At 54.3% G+C, this 19,485-nt stretch carries 17 protein-coding genes; 2 read left to right on the top strand and 15 right to left on the bottom strand.

Annotated features, from left to right (window positions below; all coding sequences use genetic code 11):
* Positions 1-4: 4 nt before the first annotated feature.
* From KTH_RS26810 to hppD, 14 genes are all read right to left on the bottom strand, one after another.
* Positions 5-916: a DUF2705 family protein gene (locus tag KTH_RS26810; RefSeq protein WP_497621956.1), complete on the bottom strand. Its 912-nt coding sequence runs from the start codon at positions 914-916 to the stop codon at positions 5-7.
* Between the two features lie 11 nt (positions 917-927).
* The gene (locus tag KTH_RS26805; RefSeq protein WP_497621955.1) at positions 928-1,647 is read right to left on the bottom strand and encodes an ABC transporter ATP-binding protein; all 720 of its coding nucleotides are present in this window, start codon (positions 1,645-1,647) and stop codon (positions 928-930) included.
* A 150-nt stretch (positions 1,648-1,797) separates the two neighbouring features.
* A complete protein-coding gene (locus KTH_RS26800) occupies positions 1,798-3,255 on the bottom strand; it encodes a HAMP domain-containing sensor histidine kinase (RefSeq protein ID WP_111324311.1) in 1,458 nt (485 codons plus the stop codon).
* A 67-nt stretch (positions 3,256-3,322) separates the two neighbouring features.
* Positions 3,323-4,141, bottom strand: a complete 819-nt coding sequence (locus KTH_RS26795; protein ID WP_111324312.1) for a hypothetical protein — start codon at positions 4,139-4,141, stop codon at positions 3,323-3,325.
* Positions 4,142-4,354: 213 nt separating this feature from the next.
* Positions 4,355-5,701, bottom strand: a complete 1,347-nt coding sequence (locus KTH_RS26790; protein WP_111324313.1) for a dihydrolipoyl dehydrogenase family protein — start codon at positions 5,699-5,701, stop codon at positions 4,355-4,357.
* A 17-nt stretch (positions 5,702-5,718) separates the two neighbouring features.
* On the bottom strand, positions 5,719-6,918 hold the full coding sequence (locus tag KTH_RS26785; RefSeq protein WP_111324314.1) for a dihydrolipoamide acetyltransferase family protein: 1,200 nt from the start codon (positions 6,916-6,918) through the stop codon (positions 5,719-5,721).
* Between the two features lie 53 nt (positions 6,919-6,971).
* Positions 6,972-7,949, bottom strand: a complete 978-nt coding sequence (locus KTH_RS26780; RefSeq protein WP_497621953.1) for an alpha-ketoacid dehydrogenase subunit beta — start codon at positions 7,947-7,949, stop codon at positions 6,972-6,974.
* A 6-nt stretch (positions 7,950-7,955) separates the two neighbouring features.
* Positions 7,956-9,026, bottom strand: coding sequence for a pyruvate dehydrogenase (acetyl-transferring) E1 component subunit alpha (gene pdhA, locus KTH_RS26775; protein ID WP_170142758.1), 1,071 nt, complete (start codon positions 9,024-9,026; stop codon positions 7,956-7,958).
* 114 nt (positions 9,027-9,140) lie between these two features.
* Complete coding sequence (leuD, locus tag KTH_RS26770; RefSeq protein ID WP_111324316.1) at positions 9,141-9,770, bottom strand: 3-isopropylmalate dehydratase small subunit; 630 nt, start codon at positions 9,768-9,770, stop codon at positions 9,141-9,143.
* Between the two features lie 18 nt (positions 9,771-9,788).
* A complete protein-coding gene (gene leuC / locus KTH_RS26765; protein ID WP_111324317.1) occupies positions 9,789-11,228 on the bottom strand; it encodes a 3-isopropylmalate dehydratase large subunit in 1,440 nt (479 codons plus the stop codon).
* 222 nt (positions 11,229-11,450) lie between these two features.
* Positions 11,451-12,665 (bottom strand): 2-isopropylmalate synthase, encoded by a 1,215-nt coding sequence (locus tag KTH_RS26760; protein ID WP_497621949.1) that lies wholly within the window; start codon positions 12,663-12,665, stop codon positions 11,451-11,453.
* A gap of 307 nt (positions 12,666-12,972) precedes the next feature.
* Complete coding sequence (locus KTH_RS26755; protein WP_111324319.1) at positions 12,973-14,136, bottom strand: homogentisate 1,2-dioxygenase; 1,164 nt, start codon at positions 14,134-14,136, stop codon at positions 12,973-12,975.
* A gap of 81 nt (positions 14,137-14,217) precedes the next feature.
* Positions 14,218-15,114, bottom strand: coding sequence for a fumarylacetoacetate hydrolase family protein (locus tag KTH_RS26750; protein ID WP_111324320.1), 897 nt, complete (start codon positions 15,112-15,114; stop codon positions 14,218-14,220).
* Positions 15,114-16,217 (bottom strand): 4-hydroxyphenylpyruvate dioxygenase, encoded by a 1,104-nt coding sequence (gene hppD, locus KTH_RS26745; protein WP_111324321.1) that lies wholly within the window; start codon positions 16,215-16,217, stop codon positions 15,114-15,116. Before hppD ends, KTH_RS26750 begins: the two co-directional genes overlap by 1 nt.
* Positions 16,218-16,750: 533 nt before the next feature.
* Between hppD and KTH_RS26740 the strand changes: the two genes are divergently transcribed.
* Both KTH_RS26740 and KTH_RS26735 read left to right on the top strand, forming a co-directional pair.
* A complete protein-coding gene (locus KTH_RS26740) occupies positions 16,751-17,518 on the top strand; it encodes a Yip1 family protein (RefSeq protein WP_111324322.1) in 768 nt (255 codons plus the stop codon).
* Between the two features lie 223 nt (positions 17,519-17,741).
* Entirely contained in the window at positions 17,742-18,185 is a 444-nt protein-coding gene (locus tag KTH_RS26735) for an SRPBCC family protein (RefSeq protein ID WP_497621946.1), read from the top strand.
* A 42-nt stretch (positions 18,186-18,227) separates the two neighbouring features.
* Here KTH_RS26735 and KTH_RS26730 read toward each other — a convergent pair whose 3' ends face one another.
* The gene (locus KTH_RS26730; protein ID WP_497621945.1) at positions 18,228-19,475 is read right to left on the bottom strand and encodes an FAD-dependent oxidoreductase; all 1,248 of its coding nucleotides are present in this window, start codon (positions 19,473-19,475) and stop codon (positions 18,228-18,230) included.
* Positions 19,476-19,485: the final 10 nt, after the last annotated feature.

Genomic DNA, 19,485 nt, shown 5'->3' with positions numbered 1-19,485 from the left:
TTGTTTAGTGTATCATATTCTTACGCCAGCACCTCACTCTTCGTTTGAAGGGCAAAGACGGCGTGCAATCCTGCCGAAGAAACAGGAAGAAGGCCAGCAACAGAAACAGAATACAGTAGAACGTGAGTCCTCCGACGATGCCCCAGAACGGAAGCAGATTTCCCTGCCGCTCCAGGTTTTCAGTCAGGCCGACAAAAGAGGCAATTTTCTGTTCCGCATCGACAAACAGCGGGTTGGCACTCATCAGCGCCCGGGAAAGTCCAAAAGGCGTGCAGGACACCAGCACCCGCATCCACTGACTGTATCGCCCAAGCACCTCAAAAAGCGGATATACACACAAGGACAAAAGCAGGATACAGACGATCCCTTTAAGGGATGAACGCAGACCTAATGCCAGCACAAAACTCAGTAGAAGCAATGGTAGCAAAGCATACGTCGCTTCACACAGGCTAAGCGCCATTCTCTCTACCTCTGACCATTCAACCCCACCCGCAACGCTCCCATCAAAGAGCGAGACCAGGCTGACAGAGACAATTGAGAGGATGATTGTCAGGCCCAGTGTCAGGAAAAGCGTCACGACTTTCGCCGTGAGCAAGAGCCAGCGCGGTACTCCCCGAGTCAGCCAGAGATGGAATGAGCCCCATGTAAACTCCTGTCCAGCCAGAAGCGCCGATAGCACCAGCAGGACAAGACCACCAAGATGCACAAAATAGAGCTGAGAGACCACGATCACCAGATTGAAGGGCCAGTGAAATACCTGTGCCGCGTGGTTCAGGCTATTCAGCGGGAGAACACGCAACAGAAGCAGACAGGTTTCCAGTAACAGGTTACTGAAAAGAACCAGGGCCTGCCCTATCCAGAGATGAGGAAGAGCACAGACTTTCTTGCACTCTACATACAGGATCTTCCAGAACATCTTGCGCTTTTCTATCCCTCCTCAAAATCAGATACAGGCAGAAGCCCTTTTTGCTGCAACTCGGAGATTGTCCCCTGGGCAACAATATGCCCCTTTTGCAACATGGCGATCCGATCACACAGGCGAGCCATCTCTTGAGGAAGATGACCACCCAGTATAATCGTGATGCCCTGTCGGGCCAAGCGCTGCAACAACTGGCGGAATTCCTGTTTCCCGGCAGACTCTAAATATAAAGTCGGTTCATCGAGAATGAGCAGCTTCGGGCTGTGGAAGAGCGCCAATCCAAACAGCAACCGTTGCTTTTGTGCCGCCGATAAATACCGAACTTTCTGGTGTGCATCCTGTTGCAATCCTACCAGCTCAAGCAGTTCATCGATCCGCGTTTGAGCAATATCCGGATAAAGATGTGCCAGCAGCAGAAAATGGTCGCGCACAGAAAAAGGAGAGAGCAGCGATGGCATCCCGATTGTCGAGCCAACATGGCGCAAAGGAGCGGTATGCCCGGGGGTGACCGCTTCCCCGAAGATACGCACCATACCAGCCGTTGGCCAGAGCAGCCCGAGTAGCAGCCCGAGTAGAGTCGTCTTCCCGGCTCCCTGCTCTCCGAGGAAGCCAAATACTTCCCCGGCATGGACCACAAAAGAAGCTTCCTTCACCGCATAGCACTTTCCAAACCGTCTGGATAAGCCGATTGCCTCCACAATATAGTCTCTCTGTGTATTGTCCTTCATTGCGCCTCTTTACGCCATCACATGTTACTCTCAGGTCAACCAATAGCCCATACACTGAACTTTAGAGGATGAGCATGACACAGGCAACCACCTGAAGAAGCGCATACCATAAGACCTGAGAACTGACATATGCGGCCTGTTGAGTAATGATTACAGATCCTTCTGTGTGAGCGGACAGTGAATACAGAGGGTTGTACCCATATCTCTCTCGCTCTCAATCGTCACTGATCCGTTGATCGCCTCAATACGTTCTTCTATCGAGAGGAGCCCTACCCCTTTTCCACGTGCCGCCTCCACCTGAAAGCCAATCCCATTATCGCTAATTTCCAGGAAGACCGCATCTTCCTCGTAGCGCAATTGGAGCTCAACGCTTGTAGCTTTGCTATGTCGTGCAATATTGGATAACGCTTCCTGCATCACCCGATACAAGGCCTCTTCCACCTCAAGTCCCAATGGATGTTCTCCCTGTATCCGTACTACTGCCGGAATGCAGGTCTGCTGCTGCCAGTGCAGTGCATATTCCTGAAGTGCCAGCGCCAGCCCCTTTCCCTCCAGACCAACCGGGCGCAGTTCACGGATCAGCGCAGTCAATTCCTGCTGCACCTGTCGTACCAGATGTTCGGCCTCATAGAGATGCTTCTGTGCGGCCTCCTGATCGCGTGACATCAGCCCCTTGACAGTACTGAGTTGCATTGAAACCGCAAACACCTGCTGCTTGACACTATCATGAAGATCCCGCGCCAGACGGTTCCGCTCTTCCAGCGTTGCCAGCTTCTGTCGCATTTGAAGTTGCCCCCGAAGCTGCTCAGCCATTCGATTTAACTGACGCGCCAGATACCCAACCTCATCCCGCGACGTATCTTTTGCAAAGAGCGAGAAGTCTCCCCGGCTCCACCGATCCACAATTGCGTTGAGATGGTTAAAGCGGCGCGTCAGGCCACGCGAGACCGCAAAGCCAAAGATCATCCCCACAGTACCAGCAAACAGAAAGAGCAACACACCCAGAATCAGCAGCAACAGAAGGAAAGACCAGAAGATACTGGCAAACTTCCAGTGTAGATCCGAGATATGCAGGACTAACGCCCCAAGTACCTGCTGCCTCCCCTCAATGGGAGCCATAACTAGCCAGAAATTCTTTTCCTTATACAGCGCTGTCTTCGACTTTCCATGCAGGATATCCTGCAACTGTTGTGCCGGGCTGCCACTTAAACGGAGCCCAATCTGCGTATTTATCGCGGGCGCTTCCTCACCAGAGGAGGCTAAAACGCGACCAGCAGAGTCAACAACCACCACGTATTTTCTGGCAGCCATAAACGGGTCAAAATCAAAGTGACTCTCCAGCTCCTTGCTCATGCTCTGCAAGCCGTGTCTATCGGGCTCGCCAAGAAGCAGCGGCGCGGCCTTTCTGGCGGAATCCTCCACATCCCCCTGATAGAATTCCGGCATTGGCACAAGCACCATAAAGATGCCAAATAAAGCCAGAAAGAACAGGATTGCCAGAAGCAACTGTGCCAGAACAGTTGTCACAGTGTAGGAAAGCGTCAATTTCCCCTGAAGCCGAAAGAACGGGCTCAGAAAGCGCCTCAGGAAACGGCGGAAAAGTTTCACAGCATGGTACTCCGGTTACAGTTTCGATTTCCCCATTGTAGCACCATCAGTCCCGTCCGTTTACCCCCTACCCCTGCTCCCCGGCTCTGCCTCGGACCTGAAACACTATCCAGGCACCCAGGAGAAAACTCATTGTATACGCTGCAAGTCCCAATGCAGGCGCCAGCAGATTCTGCTGCACCGGGACAGCCGACTGCAACGATATCGCGTTCAACTGAAGCAGCGCCGCCGACAACTGCGAGGGCAGATATTGCACTACCCACCCACAGGGAACACCCGGCAGGCCAAGCAGCCAGACAAGTAATGGTTCCAGCACGAAGACTATGACCAGCGGAAGACCACAGGCCAGCGGCCACGAACGCGTTACAAGAGCCAGCATAAACGCCAGCGCCACATAGGGAAGCTGCGTATAGAGCGTACGCGCACAACTCAGAACCACCTGCACCGTGCTCAGCGGCACAAGCGGAACAGAGCCATGCATCAGGAAGGTGTAGAAAAGAGATAGCGCCCCGATCCAGAGCAGGGAGAACAGAAGCAGCAGGACCATCAGTCCGAACAGCGCCACAAAACGGGCCCCCAGCATGATCGAACGCGTCACACTGCTCTGATACCAGAGGGCTCCTGTTCGACGAGAAAGACGTTGCACATTGTATGCCGCCACCAGTACCAGCAGGACAGCGCCCCCAATATGACGAATCGAGACCGTATCAAAAGCCATCAGAAGCCCATTCGGCCAGAAGTAGTCACTTGAACTGATGAAAAGAGGTGTGGTCCAGGCCAGCGAGGCAAGCAGTGTAGAAAGAAAGGCAAAGAGGAGTAAGCCCCCCCAGAGGAGAGGGAAATTCCAGAGTCTGGAATTTTCTCGATAGAGTACAGACCAGAACATCAAACCAGCTTTCTCACAAGAACAGCATATTCCTGCATACAGGGAAGGAAGAGGAGCAGAGAGAACTGGAGGCCCCCGCTCTCTAGCTCCTCATTTCCATATCGAATAGCAGCAATAGCTCCACCGAGCAACAGTGTACCCGAACAGGCCAGCCAACACATCCGGCTCCGGTCCTGTTTCAGATAGGACTATAGATGCACGTCCCTCTATACATTATGGCTTATTCAGCACATGAATTGCACGTGCAAGTGCATTCTCCGCACCCTCAAGCACAGCCTCACTCAACGCAGGATGAGCATAGAGGATCTCTGTCAGGTCCGTGAGTGTCGCGCCCATTTCAATGGCAAGCGTCAGCGACGCGAGCAGATCAGCGGCACGAGGTCCAACCACCGTCCCACCAAGCACCGTCTCATGCTCCGCATCAGCAACCACAAAAACGGCCCCAAGATCAGCCCCGAGCGTTAAGGCCCGCCCGTTCGCCGCCAGTGGGAAGCGTCCCGTTTTTACCTGATAGCCCGCCCGGGTTGCTGCCTCCGCTGTCAGGCCTGCCGCAGCCAGCTCTGGCCAGCCCTGGACGACCTGAGGCACAACCATCGGCGCGAATTGCACACGCATCCCTGATAGGACTTCCGCCGCGACCTTCCCTTGCTTCAGCGCGACCGCCGCCAGCGCATGTGAGCCCAGACAATCACCCGCCGCATACACAGCAGGATTGCTGGTACGCATCATCGAATCAACCTTGATCCCGCCTTGCTCATCCACCTGTACCCCGGCCACATCAAGTCGCAGTCCTGCTGTTGCGGGACGCACCTCCTTGCAAACGACTAACGGGCGCGCTTTGAGCTGCTCCACCACAACGCCGGTTTTGACACGAATCTTGAGCTTGCGCAGGCCGGTCTGTAGCAGGCGTACCGCCGCTGGCTCAACCTCAGGTAGCAACCGCTCCCCGGGAACCGCAAGCTCGACTGTCACCCCCAGGCGCGCCAGCGCTGTAGCCAGTTCCAGCGCGATATAGTCATTTCCTGCAATCGTCACTTGTTCAGGCAATGTGTCCAGCTTTAACGCCTGCTCTGGCGTCAGAACATCGGTGGGCAACAGCGGAGCTCCGGCCCCGGTGGCGATGACACAGTGCTCAAAGGCAAAACGCAGCGAGCCATGTTCTCCTTCAACGCGTACCTCTTTTTCATTGAGAAACCAGCCAATCCCTTGCACAAGCTCTACCTGATTCCCGGTTAAGAGACGACGTACGCCGTTTGAGAGCCGCTCGATGACGCCCTGCTTCCATGCCTGCATCTTGCTCCAATCAAATGAGACTGTCTCGGCAGAGATGCCAAACTGTGCCAGTTCCTCAATCCCCGTCCGGGCATAGCGCTCACTTGCCTCAAGGAGCGCTTTGAGAGGAATACACCCACGATTCAGGCAGGTACCCCCGACCGGTCCCGGCTCAACCAGTGTAACCTTGCGCCCCAGTTGCGCGGCCCGAATCGCCGCCGCATATCCAGCAGGCCCAGCACCGAGAATCAACACATCCACAGCCGTTGTCACATCACCAACAACCATAGTCCATCACCTCTTTTCTACACCAAATCCAGGAGCAACTGTTGAGGCTTCTCGACCATCTGCTTGAAGCGCTCAAGGAAACGTCCGGCAAGCGCTCCATCGATCAGGCGGTGATCGAACGAGAGCGCCAACTGCATCATCGGTCGAATCTCGATTGCCCCATTGCACACAACCGGCTGTTCCTGCAAACGTCCAACCGCCAGAATTGCCGCCTCCGGATAATTAATGATCGGGACGCCGTTACTACCGCCAAAGCTACCCACGTTATTCAGTGTAAAGGTACTGCCCGACACCTCTTGTAACGCCAGCGCCCGCTTCTGAGCTCGTGCCACCAGATCCTCAAGCTTCTGTGCGATCTGGATCACACTAAGCGTATCGGCGTTGCGCAAAACAGGAACCATCAGCCCTTCTTGCGTATCGGCCGCTATCCCGATATGAAATGAGCGCTTATAGATAATCTCGCGTCGCTCCTCATCCAGTGTTGCATTGAAAATCGGGAATTCCTTTAAAACAGGGATCAGAAGCTTGACCAACAACGGCAGATACGTCAGTCGAACACCACGTTCTTCCGCCAGTGGCTTGAGTTCCTGGCGCAACCCGACCAGCGCGGAGCCATCCAGTTCCCCGAAAGCAGTTGCATGAGGAATGGTGCGCCATGAGCGTTCCATGCGTTCAGCAATCTGGCGCCGCAGTCCGGTGAGCGGCAGGCGCTTCTCTTCTGCTTCCTCCTTCAGTTGTGCCGCACCATTCAGCGCGGGCTCGGCGCTCTTACGCTGAAGATAGGCTTCAAGGTCTGGCATAGTGATGCGTCCATTGGGTTGCGAGGACGGTACCTGAGCCAGATCAATATGCAACTCAAAGGCGCGTTTCCGGACAGCCGGAGCAGCCAGAACTGTCTTTGCCGAAACAGAAGAACTCTGCGTGGCAACCGGCGGCGCAGGTGTTTCCGGGGCCACCTGCTTGACGTTTGAGGTCTTTGTGACATTCCCTTCAAAGGAGAGTAGCGGCGTCCCAACCTTCGCCACCTGTCCCTCAGGGACATGAATGGCCACAACCCGAGCGGAAACAGGAGACGGAATCTCAACAACTGCCTTATCCGTTTCGACCTCAACCATTGGCTGATCTAGCTTCACCAGCTCACCCGGCTGAACCAACCAGCGGCGAATTTCAGCTTCCTGCATTCCCTCGCCCAGATCCGGTAACTTAAATTCCTGCATAGTGACGATCTCCGTTCAAACACTGTACAACTTTCCTGAGAGGGAACACAGCTTTACGGTTCCAGCACGCGTCGAATCGCATCTCTTACCTTTCGGGCGTTCGGCAAATAGTAATCCTCCTGGCCGGGAACAGGGAACGGCGTATCATAGCCGGTTACACGCTCCACAGGCTTGAGCAGCGAGTACAGACACTGCTCGTTCAGAATTGATACGATCTCCGCGCCGACGCCGCCTGCTCGTGGAGCCTCATGGACCACAACCGCGCGTCCTGTTTTCGAGACAGAGGACACAATAGCCTCCTCGTCCAGCGGCCAGATGGTGCGCAAATCGATGACCTCAACCGTTGCCCCGGTTTCCTGCTGGATCTGTCGCGCCGCGTCCAGCGCAACCGGAATCATTGCGCCATAGGCGAAGAGGCTGACATCCTCCCCTGCCTGCACAACGTTCGCCTTTCCGAGCGGGACCGTATAGTAATCTTCTGGCGTCTCCTGCCGAAACGAGCGATAGAGCTTGATATTTTCCAGAAACACCACCGGGTCGGGATCGTCCACAGCAGACACCAACAATCCTTTCGCATCATAGGGATTTGAGGGAATGACCACTTTCAGGCCGGGTGTTTGCAGGAACAATCCTTCCAGGCTATCCGAATGCAGTTCAGGAGTGCGCACACCTCCGCCATAGGGAGCCCGCACCACCAGCGGACAGGTAAATACGCCACCAGAGCGAAAGCGCATACGAGCCGCCTGCGTCACTAACTGATTCATCCCCACATAGAGAAAGCCCGCGAACTGGATTTCCGCGACCGGGCGCATGCCATAGACAGCCATGCCAACCGAACTCCCAATAATAGCCGACTCGGCCAGCGGTGTATCAAAGACACGCTGCTCGCCAAAACGCTCTTGCAGCCGCTCAGTCACACGAAAGACACCGCCATTCGCTCCGATATCCTGGCCAAGCAGGACAACCCGCTGATCCCGCTCCAATATCAGCGCCAGCGCATTGTTCAACGCCTCTATCATCGTCATCTGCATAGCAGTTTACTCCTGTGCATACTGTTGAGCATCGCGGCGCTGCGCCTGCAAACGGGGCGTCAGAGTCGCAGCAGTCCAATCGAAGAACGCATCAGGAGCGTTGGGAGGCAAAGCCAGCGCCTCATTCGCCGCCTGATTGATCTCTTCCTCAACGGCGGCCACAAGCTCGCGATCCTGTTCCTCGGTCAGCATTCCCTCAGCCAGCAGGAAGCGCCGCAAACGGGCAATCGGGTCTTTTGCCTTCCATGCCTCCACTTCCGCCTCATCGCGGTAGCGTCTGGGATCGTCGGCAGTGGTATGCGCCCCGATTCGATACGTCAGCGTCTCAATAAGCGTGGGGCCATCACCGGCACGGGCCTTCTCCACAGCCTGCTTCATAACCTCAAAGACGGCCAGTACATCATTGCCATCAACAAGTACGGAGGGAATGCCGAAGCCGGGACCACGCAGCGCAAGCGAAGGGGCCGCGGATTGCTTCTTGCGTGGCACACTGATTGCCCAACCGTTATTCTGTACCACAAAGACAGCAGGAGCCTGATACACTCCGGCAAAGTTCAGCGCCTCATTAAAATCTCCTTCAGAGGTCGCGCCATCGCCACACACACCAACGGCCACCACCGGATCGCCGGAGAGCTTCGCCGCCATCGCCAGACCGACAGCATGCAACATCTGGGTACCAATGACAATTTGAATCGGGAGAGTATGACACTCGGGTGGATAGGCAGCGGTAAAGCCACGGAAGCCATAAATAAGAGTGGGAAGAGGAATTCCTTTCCAGATATGTGAGGCAATTTCGCGATAGGAGGTTGCAAGCCAATCTTCCTGGCGCAAGGGTGCGGCGAGACCGACCGCCGTTGCTTCCTGCCCGACCAGCGAACCAAAAGTTGTGGCTCGCCCCTGACGCTGAAGCGCAATGATTTTGTGCGAGAACGTACGACCGAGCTGCATCGCACGATAGAGTTTGAGGAGCATCTCCTGCGGAGCGGGTCCAAGATCAGGCATGTTGCTAACAAGGGTACCCTCTTCATTGAGGATCTGGTATGCCACCATGCCACTATCAATCTGCCGGGTAGTCATGGACATTTCTCCTTCTACGACGCCGATAAGACGGCGCGGTGGGCCTTTACAACATTGTCACAAGCCAGAGGGAAAGGGTACCGACGCTGGTACCCCCTACCTTCTTCAAGAGCTTCAGGCACTGGTAGTTATATCAAAGAGCCAGGGTGCATCCTGCCTGCGGCGCTGCTCATAGGCTGCAATCTCATCCGCATGCGAGAGCGTCCAGCCGATATTGTCCAGGCCCTTGAGCATAGCATCTTTCTTAAACGCATCAATATCGAAATGGAGCACAGTGCCATCGGGCTTCACCACCGTTTGCGCTTCCAGATCAACCGTCAATTGATAGCCCTCGTTTGCTTCTACCTCTCTGAAAAGCTGCAACACCGTCGCTTCCGGCAACACGACAGGCAGAATTCCATTGTTAAAGCAATTATTGTAGAAAATGTCAGCGAAGCCAGGTGTGATAATAACCCGGAAACCATATTCCCGGATTGCCCAGGGAGCGTGCTCACGTGATGAACCACAACCGAAGTTCTTGCCGCTCAAGAGAATACTTGCACCCTGATAGCGGGGCTTGTTCAGCACAAAATCGGGATCGGGTTCACGCGTATCACCGATGTAGCGAAAGTTCGCAAAGAGCGCATCAGCAAATCCAGTTCGTCTGACAGTCTTCAGAAAGCGTGCAGGAGTGATCTCATCAGTATTGACATCGGTGCGATCCAGCGGCGCCACCAGCCCGGTATGTGTGATAAATGGTTCCATCTCTTCTGTTCCTCTCGCTTAAGAATGGACGGTGACAGGGGAAAGTTCGGCAGGTTGCCACTCACGAATATCAACAAAGTGCCCGGCAATCGCGGCAGCAGCGGCCATAGCCGGACTGACCAGATGGGTACGCCCACCACGTCCCTGACGGCCTTCAAAGTTACGATTGCTGGTAGAAGCGCAGCGCTCGCCCGCCTCAAGGCGATCACCATTCATTGCAATACACATACTGCATCCGGGCTCGCGCCACTGGAACCCGGCCTCACGAAAGATATCAGCAATGCCTTCCTCTTCAGCCATACGCCGCACGTTCATCGAGCCGGGTACCACCATTGCACGCACATGTGGCGCGACCTGCTTGCCCTTCACGTAACGAGCGGCAAGGCGCAGGTCTTCAAGCCGCGAATTGGTACAGGAGCCGATAAAGACCGTATCCAGTCGTATCTCGGTGATCTTCTGCCCCGGCTGGAGCCCCATATACTTCAGCGCACGCTCCATCGCCAGACGTTTGATCGGGTCCGGTTCCTCTGCTGGATCGGGCACAGCTCCGGTGACCTCAACGGCCATACCGGGCGTTGTACCCCATGTCACCTGTGGAGCCAATCCCTCAATCGAGACCTCATAGACGGCATCGAATTGGGCATCGGGATCACTGGCAAGCAGCCTCCAGGCAGCAACGGCTCGCTCAAACAGCTCGCCTTCAGGCGCGTAGGGCCGTCCCTTGATATAGGCAAAGGTTGTCTCATCAGGGGCGACCATCCCGGCCCGCGCGCCCGCTTCAATCGCCATGTTGCAGAGCGTCATGCGCCCTTCCATCGAGAGGCTGCGCACGGCAGAGCCACTAAACTCGATGACATGACCTGTTCCAACATTGGTCCCGAGCTGCTGAATAACATACAGGGCAATGTCTTTGGCCGTGACGCCGGGAGAGATCGTGCCTTCAATACGAATATTCATTGTCTTCGGCTTTTTCTGTAAGAGGCACTGCGTTGCCAGAACATGTTCAACTTCACTGGTGCCAATTCCGATCGCGAACACACCAAAGGCGCCATGCGTCGATGTATGAGAGTCACCACAGACAACTGTCATGCCGGGAAGAGTGATTCCCAGTTCTGGTCCGATAATATGAACAATTCCCTGACGCTGATCCTGCATGTTAAATAGAGTGATACCAAAATCACGGGCATTCTGCTCAAGAGTGGTGATACAGACTTCGCTGTCCTTATCAATGACATCGAGCATGCGCCGCCCCTGCACCGTCGGCACATTATGATCCAGAACCGCAATGGTAGCATCGGGCCGCCGAACGGGTCGTCCTGCCGCACGAAGCCCGGCAAATGCCTGCGGGGAAGTTGCTTCATGCACCAGATGACGATCAATATAGATCACCGGAGTTTCTCCCGGCACGTCGCGTACTACGTGAGCATTCCAGATCTTGTCAAACATGGTTTTTGACATAGTGGTCTTCTCCGTAAGAGCAAAGAGTGATAAGCCAGACACAGCGTGTGAGGCCAGAACCAATACCAGAAAAGTGGGATCGTCTCTGTTCCCGGTTAGAAACAGGCCTATTACTTATTATATGCCAATCATTCTCGGAGCGCTAGAAAACAGGCAGGTTCTTTTATCGCGAGCAGGACAAAAGAAATACACGATCAAGAATCTTTTGCCCTGCTCAAAGCGCTAATCCGCGGTCTCAACGTTCAGCGAGGATTGTACGGTAGCAGAAGCAGCGGTACGGCCCAGTGCGGTTTCGGCGATATAGCGCATGTCCAGTTCTTCGAGTGTCTTTTTCTTACCAAGCAACAGTTTCGCCATCTCAAAGGCGCGTTGCAACTGTGCCTGCTCCAACTCATACCCGAGCTCACGCAACTGATGAGCAAGCGCAGCCCGGCCCGAGAGCTTCCCCATCGAGATACGACGTTCGTTCGCGCTCAAGCCAACCGATTCGGGGGTCATGATCTCATAGGTACGCGCATCCTTGAGCACACCATCCTGATGAATGCCACCGCCATGACTGAACGCGTTGCGCCCAACAACCGCCTTCGTCCATTGTGGTTGCATACCTGAATACTTCGCCACCAGACGGCTGACAGACGCGATTTTGGTCGTATCAATATGCACATCCATTCCCAGATCAGCGCTACGGGTGCGAATCGCCATAATGACCTCTTCCGAAGCAGCATTGCCCGCGCGTTCACCCAGACCATTGATACAACTATCCACGCGTTCCGCCCCGTTGCGCAACGCCTCCATCGCATTCGCAACCGCCATTCCCAGATCATCATGGCAGTGCGCGGAGATACGAAGTGTGGGGAACTCGCGCTTGACAGAAGCAACCAGTTGACCGAACTCCCAGGGAAGCGCATAGCCGACAGTATCGCAGAGCGTCACAAAGCGCACCCCTTCTTTCACCAGCGCCTCACAGATCTCAAGGACAAAGTCCTGTTCGGTTCGCGTGGTATCTTCAAGGGCAAAGTCGATATTCTCGGTATACTGGCGCCCATGAGCTACGGCAACTCGGGCGAGCTCAAGTACTTCTTTGCGGGATTTTCCCAGTTTGATTTCACGATGAAGCGGAGAGGTGCTGATAAACGGCTGAATGGCCGGTTTAGCGGCGCGTTTCACCGCGTTCCAGGCACAGTCGATATCGTCGAGATTGGCACGAGCAATTGCGCACACCTCTGATTTCTGAACCTTTGTTGCAATCAGGTGAACCGCTTCAAATTCGCCCGGGGAGGAAATCGGAAAACCACAATCCAACGTATCAAACCCCATCTCCTCCAGTGCCAGAGCAATCGCGAGCTTTTCGCCGGGGAAATAGTTCACGCCGGGTGTCTGCTCGCCATCGCGCAGGGTCGTCTCATAAAACTTGATAATCCGTGGTTCCGTAGTCATAATCAGGCCACTCCTTTGTGAAAAACACTACCTGATCTCACCGAGTTTGGGTGCCAGTAGCGGGACATACTACGACAGAGCGCGTACTATTTTTCAGTTACCCGGTTACTATACCTCATCGTACAACTACACACTTAAAAATTGTACCATGCTTTCTTAAATCATTGTATAGTTACAGATGGAGAAAATCATATACTGAGGAAGGGAAAGCGAATTTCATTGGAAGAGGGAACATCAATCGCAGAAAGGTGGGGAAAGGCGCCAGAGAGAAAGGCGCAAGGGAAATCTCCTCGCGCCTTCCGGGTCTTCAGGAAATCCAGCTATACGGGTAGTTTGGATCGTCGACGGACTGTGCCGTTGTGGTAAGCTTCAGGGGATGGAAGGTATCTATCATGACGGCCATCTCCTCAGTTCGCTCCGCGCCGAGACTCTTTTCCACGGCGCCCGGCTGTGGGCCGTGAGGAATACCCCGCGGATGCAGCGTAATCGAGGCCACTTCCACGCCTCGACGGCTCCCGAAGTTCCCGTTGACATAATAGATCATCTCATCACTATCGATATTGCTGTGATTATAGGGCACAGGGATCGACAGCGGATGATAGTCCAGCTTGCGCGGCACAAACGAGCATACTACAAAGTTTGGACCTTCAAACGTCTGATGCACAGGTGGCGGCTGATGCACGCGTCCGGTGATAGGCTCAAAATCATGAATATTGAAGATCCAGGGATACTCGTAGCCATCCCAACCAACCACGTTCAGGGGATGATGGTCAAACCAGTAGCTCGTAAAGGTATTGCCGACCTTTAAGCGGACCTCGAAGTCGCCTGCTTCAAGGTGCGTTATCAGCTCTTCCGGACGCCGAATATCGCGCTCGCAATACGGGGCATGTTCAAGCATCTGCCCGTACTGGTTGAGATAGCGCTTCGGTGGAACCAGCGAGCCCCGCGCCTCGACAGCGAGGAAGACCGTCTCCGGGCTATCGGCTTCGATCAAGAAGCGGAACGTCGTTCCCCGAGGAATAATGATATAGTCGCCCTGGTGGTAGGGAAGCAACCCGAAGTTCGTTTCCAGCGTGCCATGTCCCTCATGGACAAAGTACATCAGATCGTTTTCGGCATCGCGGAAGTAATAGTTCATCGGCTCCGTCGGCTTGGCAACACCGATCACCACATCATCGTTATACATCAAAGCCTGGCGCCCGAACACAGGATCTCCCCCACGAGGCAACTGCGCGGTTTTGAAATGGTGATGCCGCTGATAGCCTTCATCCCAGAGTTCGTGCCGGGTCGGAGGCGTATATTTTTCCACCTTTTTCACTGCGGTTGGCGGATAGTGATAATACAGGATCGAGTAGTTCCCGGAAAAGCCTTCAGTCCCGAAGACCTCTTCAGCATACAGACCACCATCAGGCCTGCGAAACTGCGTATGTCGCTTTGGCGGAATCTGCCCCAGGCGATGATAGCTAGGCATTAGAAACCTCCTGAGTTGTCGATCAACCAGAAAACAGGGAGGGCCGCCCTCATAGCAGCCCTCAAACGAAACACCGGGCCTTTACCCGACCGTATTCCGTAACACTCCTATACCTTCAATTTCCATCTCTACAAGATCACCGGGTTGAAGCCAGCGGTGCACCTCAGTACCCAGTTCAAGAATGCAGCCGGTTCCGACCGTTCCTGAGCCGAGCACATCACCAATCCGCAACCGCGTATTCCGGGAAGCATACGCGATCATTTGAGCAAAACTGAAGTGAATGTCTTTGAAATTGCCCCGTGAGATCTCACGGCCATTGATACGCGTAATCATCGGCATATCATACCGTTCACTCGCACCGGAGCCGGTTCGACGCGTCTCCAACTCATCAGGAGTGACAAGGAAAGGGCCAAGCGAAGTCGCAAAGTCCTTACCCTTGCCAGGGCCTAGATTCAGTTTCATATCCTTGCGCTGGAAATCCCGGGCGCTCCAATCATTCATGATCGTGTAGCCCGCGATATACTGCGCGGCATCTTCAACCGGGATATCTTTTCCCTCTTTGCCAATCACACAGGCAATTTCGAGCTCAAAATCCAGTTCCTGAGATCCACGCGGATAGGGAACCACGCTCTCAGGCCCATAGATCTCGCTCGTGTTGGAAAAGTAGAACGTCGGGATCTCGTACCATTCCGGGATCATGCCCAGACCACGCTTTGCCCGAGCCGCCTTCACATGCTGCTCGAAAGCATAGAAGTCACGCAGAGTGGGCGGTTCTGGCACGGGCGCAAGTAACTGGACCGCATCTAACTGATCTGTTGCTTTGCCGCGCTCTCGGGCCTCAGCAGCCCGTTCAAGCCCGGCAGGATCCCGCAACAGCTCCAGGAGATCGGGATAGGAGACACTGGCAAGCGCCTGCTCGTTCAGCATCACTCCGGCAAACGTTGTTCCATCAGCACGACGAAAGGTAACCAGCTTCATTAGAGATTGCCTCGCAGCGCCTGCTCGCGCTCCAATGCTTCAAAGAGCGCCTTGAAGTTGCCGTCGCCAAACCCTTTGGCTCCCTTGCGCTCAATGACTTCAAAGAAGACCGTGGGCCGGTTGCCAATCGGTTTCGCAAAGATCTGCAACAGGTATCCCTCATCATCACGATCAATCAGGATGCCCTGCTCGGCCAGATCTTCGAGGCGCTCATCAATCTTGCCCACACGATCAAGAATGGTATCGTAATAGGTCTTCGGCGTTGCCAGGAACTCAACCCCACGCGCCCGCAGCTCAGCAACAGTGGAGACAATGTCACTGGTATTCAATGCGATATGCTGCACGCCAGGACCACGATAGAAGTCCAGATACTCTTCAACCTGTGACTTCCGACGACCCACAGCCGGTTCATTGATGGGGAACTTGACGCGACCGCTTCCGTTCTGCATGACCTTTGACATCAAGGCAGAATACTCGGTGCTGATCGTCTTGTCATCAAAATGGATCAACTGCGTAAAGCCCATCACCTTCTCAAAGAAGGCAACCCATTCATCCATCTTGCCAAGCTCAACGTTACCAACCATGTGGTCGATGGCAGCAAGACCGGCAGGGCGTGCGCGGCGCGGCTGCTCCGAGGGAAGCGGCTGGAAGCCCGGCATAAAGACGCCATTGTAGTCGTTCCGCCCCACAAAGGTGATAATCGTGTCGCCGTAAATGGCGATCGAGGAGAGCGTGACTGAGCCATTATCATCTTTGAGCGTATGCGGCTCGGCAACACCCTTCGCCCCTCGTGAGGTTGTTTCCTTATACGCCTGGGTGGCATCATCAACACGCAGGGCAATCACTTTGACACCATCACCATGCAGCTTGATCTCTTCCGCCATCGCGCCCTCGGGCCCATAGGGAGAGGTCACGACAAAGCGAATGTTCCCCTGCTCAAGTACATAACTACAATGATCGCGTATTCCGGTTTCCAGACCCGCATACGCTATCGGCACAAACCCCCATGCATGGCAAAAATAGTAGGCGGCCTGTTTGGCGTTACCAACATAGAATTCGACGTGATCGAAGTTCTTAATTGGCAAGAAATCCTGTTCTGTCATGGATGTGATCCCCTTTTTTTCATCCTGCTTCTGGCCCTTGCACCAGAAACAGACAACACCAAACAACTCAACACTTCGAGCGGGGCACGTCCGGGGATAAAGGGCAGACTGAGACAGCCCTGAATTTGCTTCACCCTGGCACCTCAGGCAAAGCTGTTGCTATGCGTTTTACCCGAAACCCCCTTGTTTCGTTGCACCACAACTCCGTGAGAAAGCAAAGTTTCCTGCTTCTTCTGTCATTATACGAAACCAGGAGTCAAAAATGCAAGCAGCTCATCCCCTGGCAAATGCAGGCAAGCGGCGATCCTTTCTTAAACAGGGGTATTGACCTTTTGTCAGGGAATGATTGCATATATTTCACGGTTCTCGTTCAATTAGAGAAGAAGCAACAGTTTTTGAGCTACCCTTCTTCCTGGTGAGCTTGCCGCCTACAGGCTAAGGAATACTGAGCCGTGGGAAATAGCTACCTGAATACGCCAAAAAGGGGTACAATAAGAGGAAAGTGATAAGGGCTCAGCAAGGAGATTTTTTGTATGTCGTATCATCCCCCGTCGGGACCAAATCGACCCAATCAGCAGTATCAGCAACCCTATTTTACCTATCAGACGCCTCCTGTAGTTGAGGGACCGGAACCAGAAGCCGCACTCTCTTTGCAGGAGTCTCTTCGTCAGCTCCCTGCGCAATGGCGTAAGGTGCTCTTTCGCCCTGGAGCGCACAGCTTTGCCGAGGAAAAGAGCAAAGCAACCTGGGATTCTGTCTGGATACAACTGCTGCTTTACAGTATTATCAGTGGTCTGCTTGCCTATCTTGCAAGTCTGCTCTTGCCAAATGTCAACAGCGTCTATCAGACAAATACGATCCTGCAATTGCTCCCACAGGGCGCGCGTCAGCTTTTCTATTTACTGGCAGCCAGTATGCAAAGCGTGATGGTTCCCATTTTGTTCTTTCTCTGGAATGGTATTGTTTTTGGCTGCGTCCGGCTGCTTCTGGGTGGTAAAGGGTCATTCCTGCAACAATGCTATACGTCGCTTCTCTTCACAGTGCCTCTGGGGCTACTAACCGATATCATCTCCCTTATTCCGGTCGTTGGCTCTATTGTTTCGGCAATCGTAGGGCCCGCATCATTTATTTATGGTATCGTACTGACCATCTTCTCCTTGATGGCGGTTCATCGCTTCAGTGGCGGTCGCGCCAGCACCGCGGTGTTTCTACCGGTCGGTATTCTCTTTATCCTGTCCTGCCTGTTGATACTGATACTTGGCTCACTCGTCGCGGCCTTTGGCCTGTTTGCGGCCTTCTAAGATGGCCGTGTGCTTGTATTACCGGGAAAAGCAGCAACAGTACTATTTAGCCGATACATTGAACCGCTTCCATATGCCCCTTATAATAAAGACCTGACCGCTGCGTTTGTTCGCGGAACATTCAGACAAACGCAGCGCTATTCGGAAAACGCTTTGCAATAGCACTCTACCATATGCTTCTGCGCTTTCTTGATCGTAGAAGAAGTCATCAGGAGAAATAGACATGCAATTTCAAGGTAGTCGTAAGCTGAATGCGTCACCTGACGCAGTATTTCAGGCACTCCTTTCCCCCGAGAAGCTGAAGAACAGCATTCCCGGTTGTGAACACGCAGAATATGTTGATGAGGGCGACAGCCGCCAGATCAAGCTGATCGTCACCCCTAACCTGCCGGGCCTCAAAGGAGCCTATAAAGTGCTTATTCAGCCAGCTGACGTAGTTCAGCCCTCGCACCTCGTCTATATTGCCGAGCCGTCCAGCTCTATTGGCAGCATCAAGGCGCGTTGCACCATTGATCTGACCAATGATGCAGGCGGAACTCTGTTGAACTATGATGCACAGGCCACGCTCTCAGGTAGCCTCGGCGCGATCCCCGAGATGATTGTCAAGCCAGCCGTCAAGAGCGCCCTTGAGCATTTCTTCAAGAACCTTGAGAAGCAGATTGGCTAACAGGCAGTGGGAAGGGGAGGGACAATCCCTCTCCAGCCCCTGCTATCGGACATGGACCTGTGTCAAACCGACCAGCAGTATGCGCATTGGCAGAGCACGCACTACAGGAATACGCGTGAAGAGCCGCAACACCTTCGCGCTCCCGCTTCCCTTTCCTGTGCGCACAATACGGCCCAGAACCTCATCTTGCACCATATTTTGCAGCGTCTGGACCGCGATCGTAGGGAGCATTCGCTTGCGCTGTACCCGCGCCAGATCCTCCACCCGAACCCGTCCGGTTTTGAGCCTTGTGGCCAGAACATTCGCCGCAACCACCGCATCCTGAACTGCATAGTTGATTCCCGTCCCTCCAACCGGTGACATCACATGAGCGGCATCCCCGATCATCAGGAGCCCGGGCCGATACCAGCGCCGCAGCCGGTTTGCCTCAACCGAAAGAACCGAGATCTGTTTCCAGTCCTGCAACACCTGCACTCGATCAGCCAGTTCAGGCGCGACCTTCACAATTGTCTGCCGAAAGTGCTCAAGCCCCTGAGCATGAAGATGCTGATATGAGCCTTTGGGAATCACATAGCCTATCTGCCAGTGATCGTGACGAGCCAACATCACAAAAATGACCCTCCCCTGTACCCGGCCCATTGCCTGCTCGGTCTCCTCAGGATGACGCGGGAGACGGAACCAGAGGACATCAATTGGCGCCGAGCTTTTCGTTGGCTGAAAGCCAGCCAGACGACGCACACGAGAAAAGCGCCCATCTGCTCCAACAGTCAGATCAGCGCGGATCTCATGCCAGCCATCACGGCCCCGATAGCGAACCCCTCGAATGACTCCCTGTTCCTCAAGCAGACCATCCACTTGAGCGTTCATTATCAGGCGAAAGGTGGGATAACGCTGCGCTTCTTGAGCCAGAAACCCGAGAAACTCCTTCTGCGGAATTAAGGCCACAAAGGGATATTTCATATGCAGACGTCGAAAGTCGACAAGCGGAAAGCGCATTGCCCCTGCCTGGATGCTCCCGCTAAAGGCACGCGAATGATGCAATTGCTGCAACATCGGTTCAGTCAGCCCGATCTCATCGAGAATAGAGAGCGTCGAGGGGTGCACGGTATCGCCACGAAACTCACGGTCAAAGTCAGCATGCGCCTCTACCAGGAGCACACGAATCCCCTTGCGGGCCAACAATAAGGCCAGAATCATTCCGGCAGGGCCAGCACCTACAATGCAGCACGTCGTCTGTTCCACACTTTGGATGGTGGGTTGTGATGTACTCTGCTGTTCTGAAGCGTTCATCCTGGATGCT

This window comes from Thermosporothrix sp. COM3, assembly GCF_059696735.1.
This window is presented reverse-complemented; position numbering and strand designations above follow the sequence as displayed.

Coding starts and splice junctions, on each gene's coding strand:
- KTH_RS26740 (WP_111324322.1), top strand. CDS start 16,751: ATGTCGTATCATCCCCCGTCGGGACCAAATCGACCCAATCAGCAGTAT.
- leuC (WP_111324317.1), bottom strand. CDS start 11,228: ATGTCAAAAACCATGTTTGACAAGATCTGGAATGCTCACGTAGTACGC.
- KTH_RS26730 (WP_497621945.1), bottom strand. CDS start 19,475: ATGAACGCTTCAGAACAGCAGAGTACATCACAACCCACCATCCAAAGT.
- KTH_RS26780 (WP_497621953.1), bottom strand. CDS start 7,949: ATGCAGATGACGATGATAGAGGCGTTGAACAATGCGCTGGCGCTGATA.
- KTH_RS26750 (WP_111324320.1), bottom strand. CDS start 15,114: ATGAAGCTGGTTACCTTTCGTCGTGCTGATGGAACAACGTTTGCCGGA.
- KTH_RS26805 (WP_497621955.1), bottom strand. CDS start 1,647: ATGAAGGACAATACACAGAGAGACTATATTGTGGAGGCAATCGGCTTA.
- leuD (WP_111324316.1), bottom strand. CDS start 9,770: ATGGAACCATTTATCACACATACCGGGCTGGTGGCGCCGCTGGATCGC.
- KTH_RS26755 (WP_111324319.1), bottom strand. CDS start 14,136: ATGCCTAGCTATCATCGCCTGGGGCAGATTCCGCCAAAGCGACATACG.
- KTH_RS26735 (WP_497621946.1), top strand. CDS start 17,742: ATGCAATTTCAAGGTAGTCGTAAGCTGAATGCGTCACCTGACGCAGTA.
- hppD (WP_111324321.1), bottom strand. CDS start 16,217: ATGACAGAACAGGATTTCTTGCCAATTAAGAACTTCGATCACGTCGAA.
- KTH_RS26790 (WP_111324313.1), bottom strand. CDS start 5,701: ATGGTTGTTGGTGATGTGACAACGGCTGTGGATGTGTTGATTCTCGGT.
- KTH_RS26810 (WP_497621956.1), bottom strand. CDS start 916: ATGTTCTGGAAGATCCTGTATGTAGAGTGCAAGAAAGTCTGTGCTCTT.
- KTH_RS26760 (WP_497621949.1), bottom strand. CDS start 12,665: ATGACTACGGAACCACGGATTATCAAGTTTTATGAGACGACCCTGCGC.
- KTH_RS26785 (WP_111324314.1), bottom strand. CDS start 6,918: ATGCAGGAATTTAAGTTACCGGATCTGGGCGAGGGAATGCAGGAAGCT.
- KTH_RS26795 (WP_111324312.1), bottom strand. CDS start 4,141: ATGTTCTGGTCTGTACTCTATCGAGAAAATTCCAGACTCTGGAATTTC.
- pdhA (WP_170142758.1), bottom strand. CDS start 9,026: ATGACTACCCGGCAGATTGATAGTGGCATGGTGGCATACCAGATCCTC.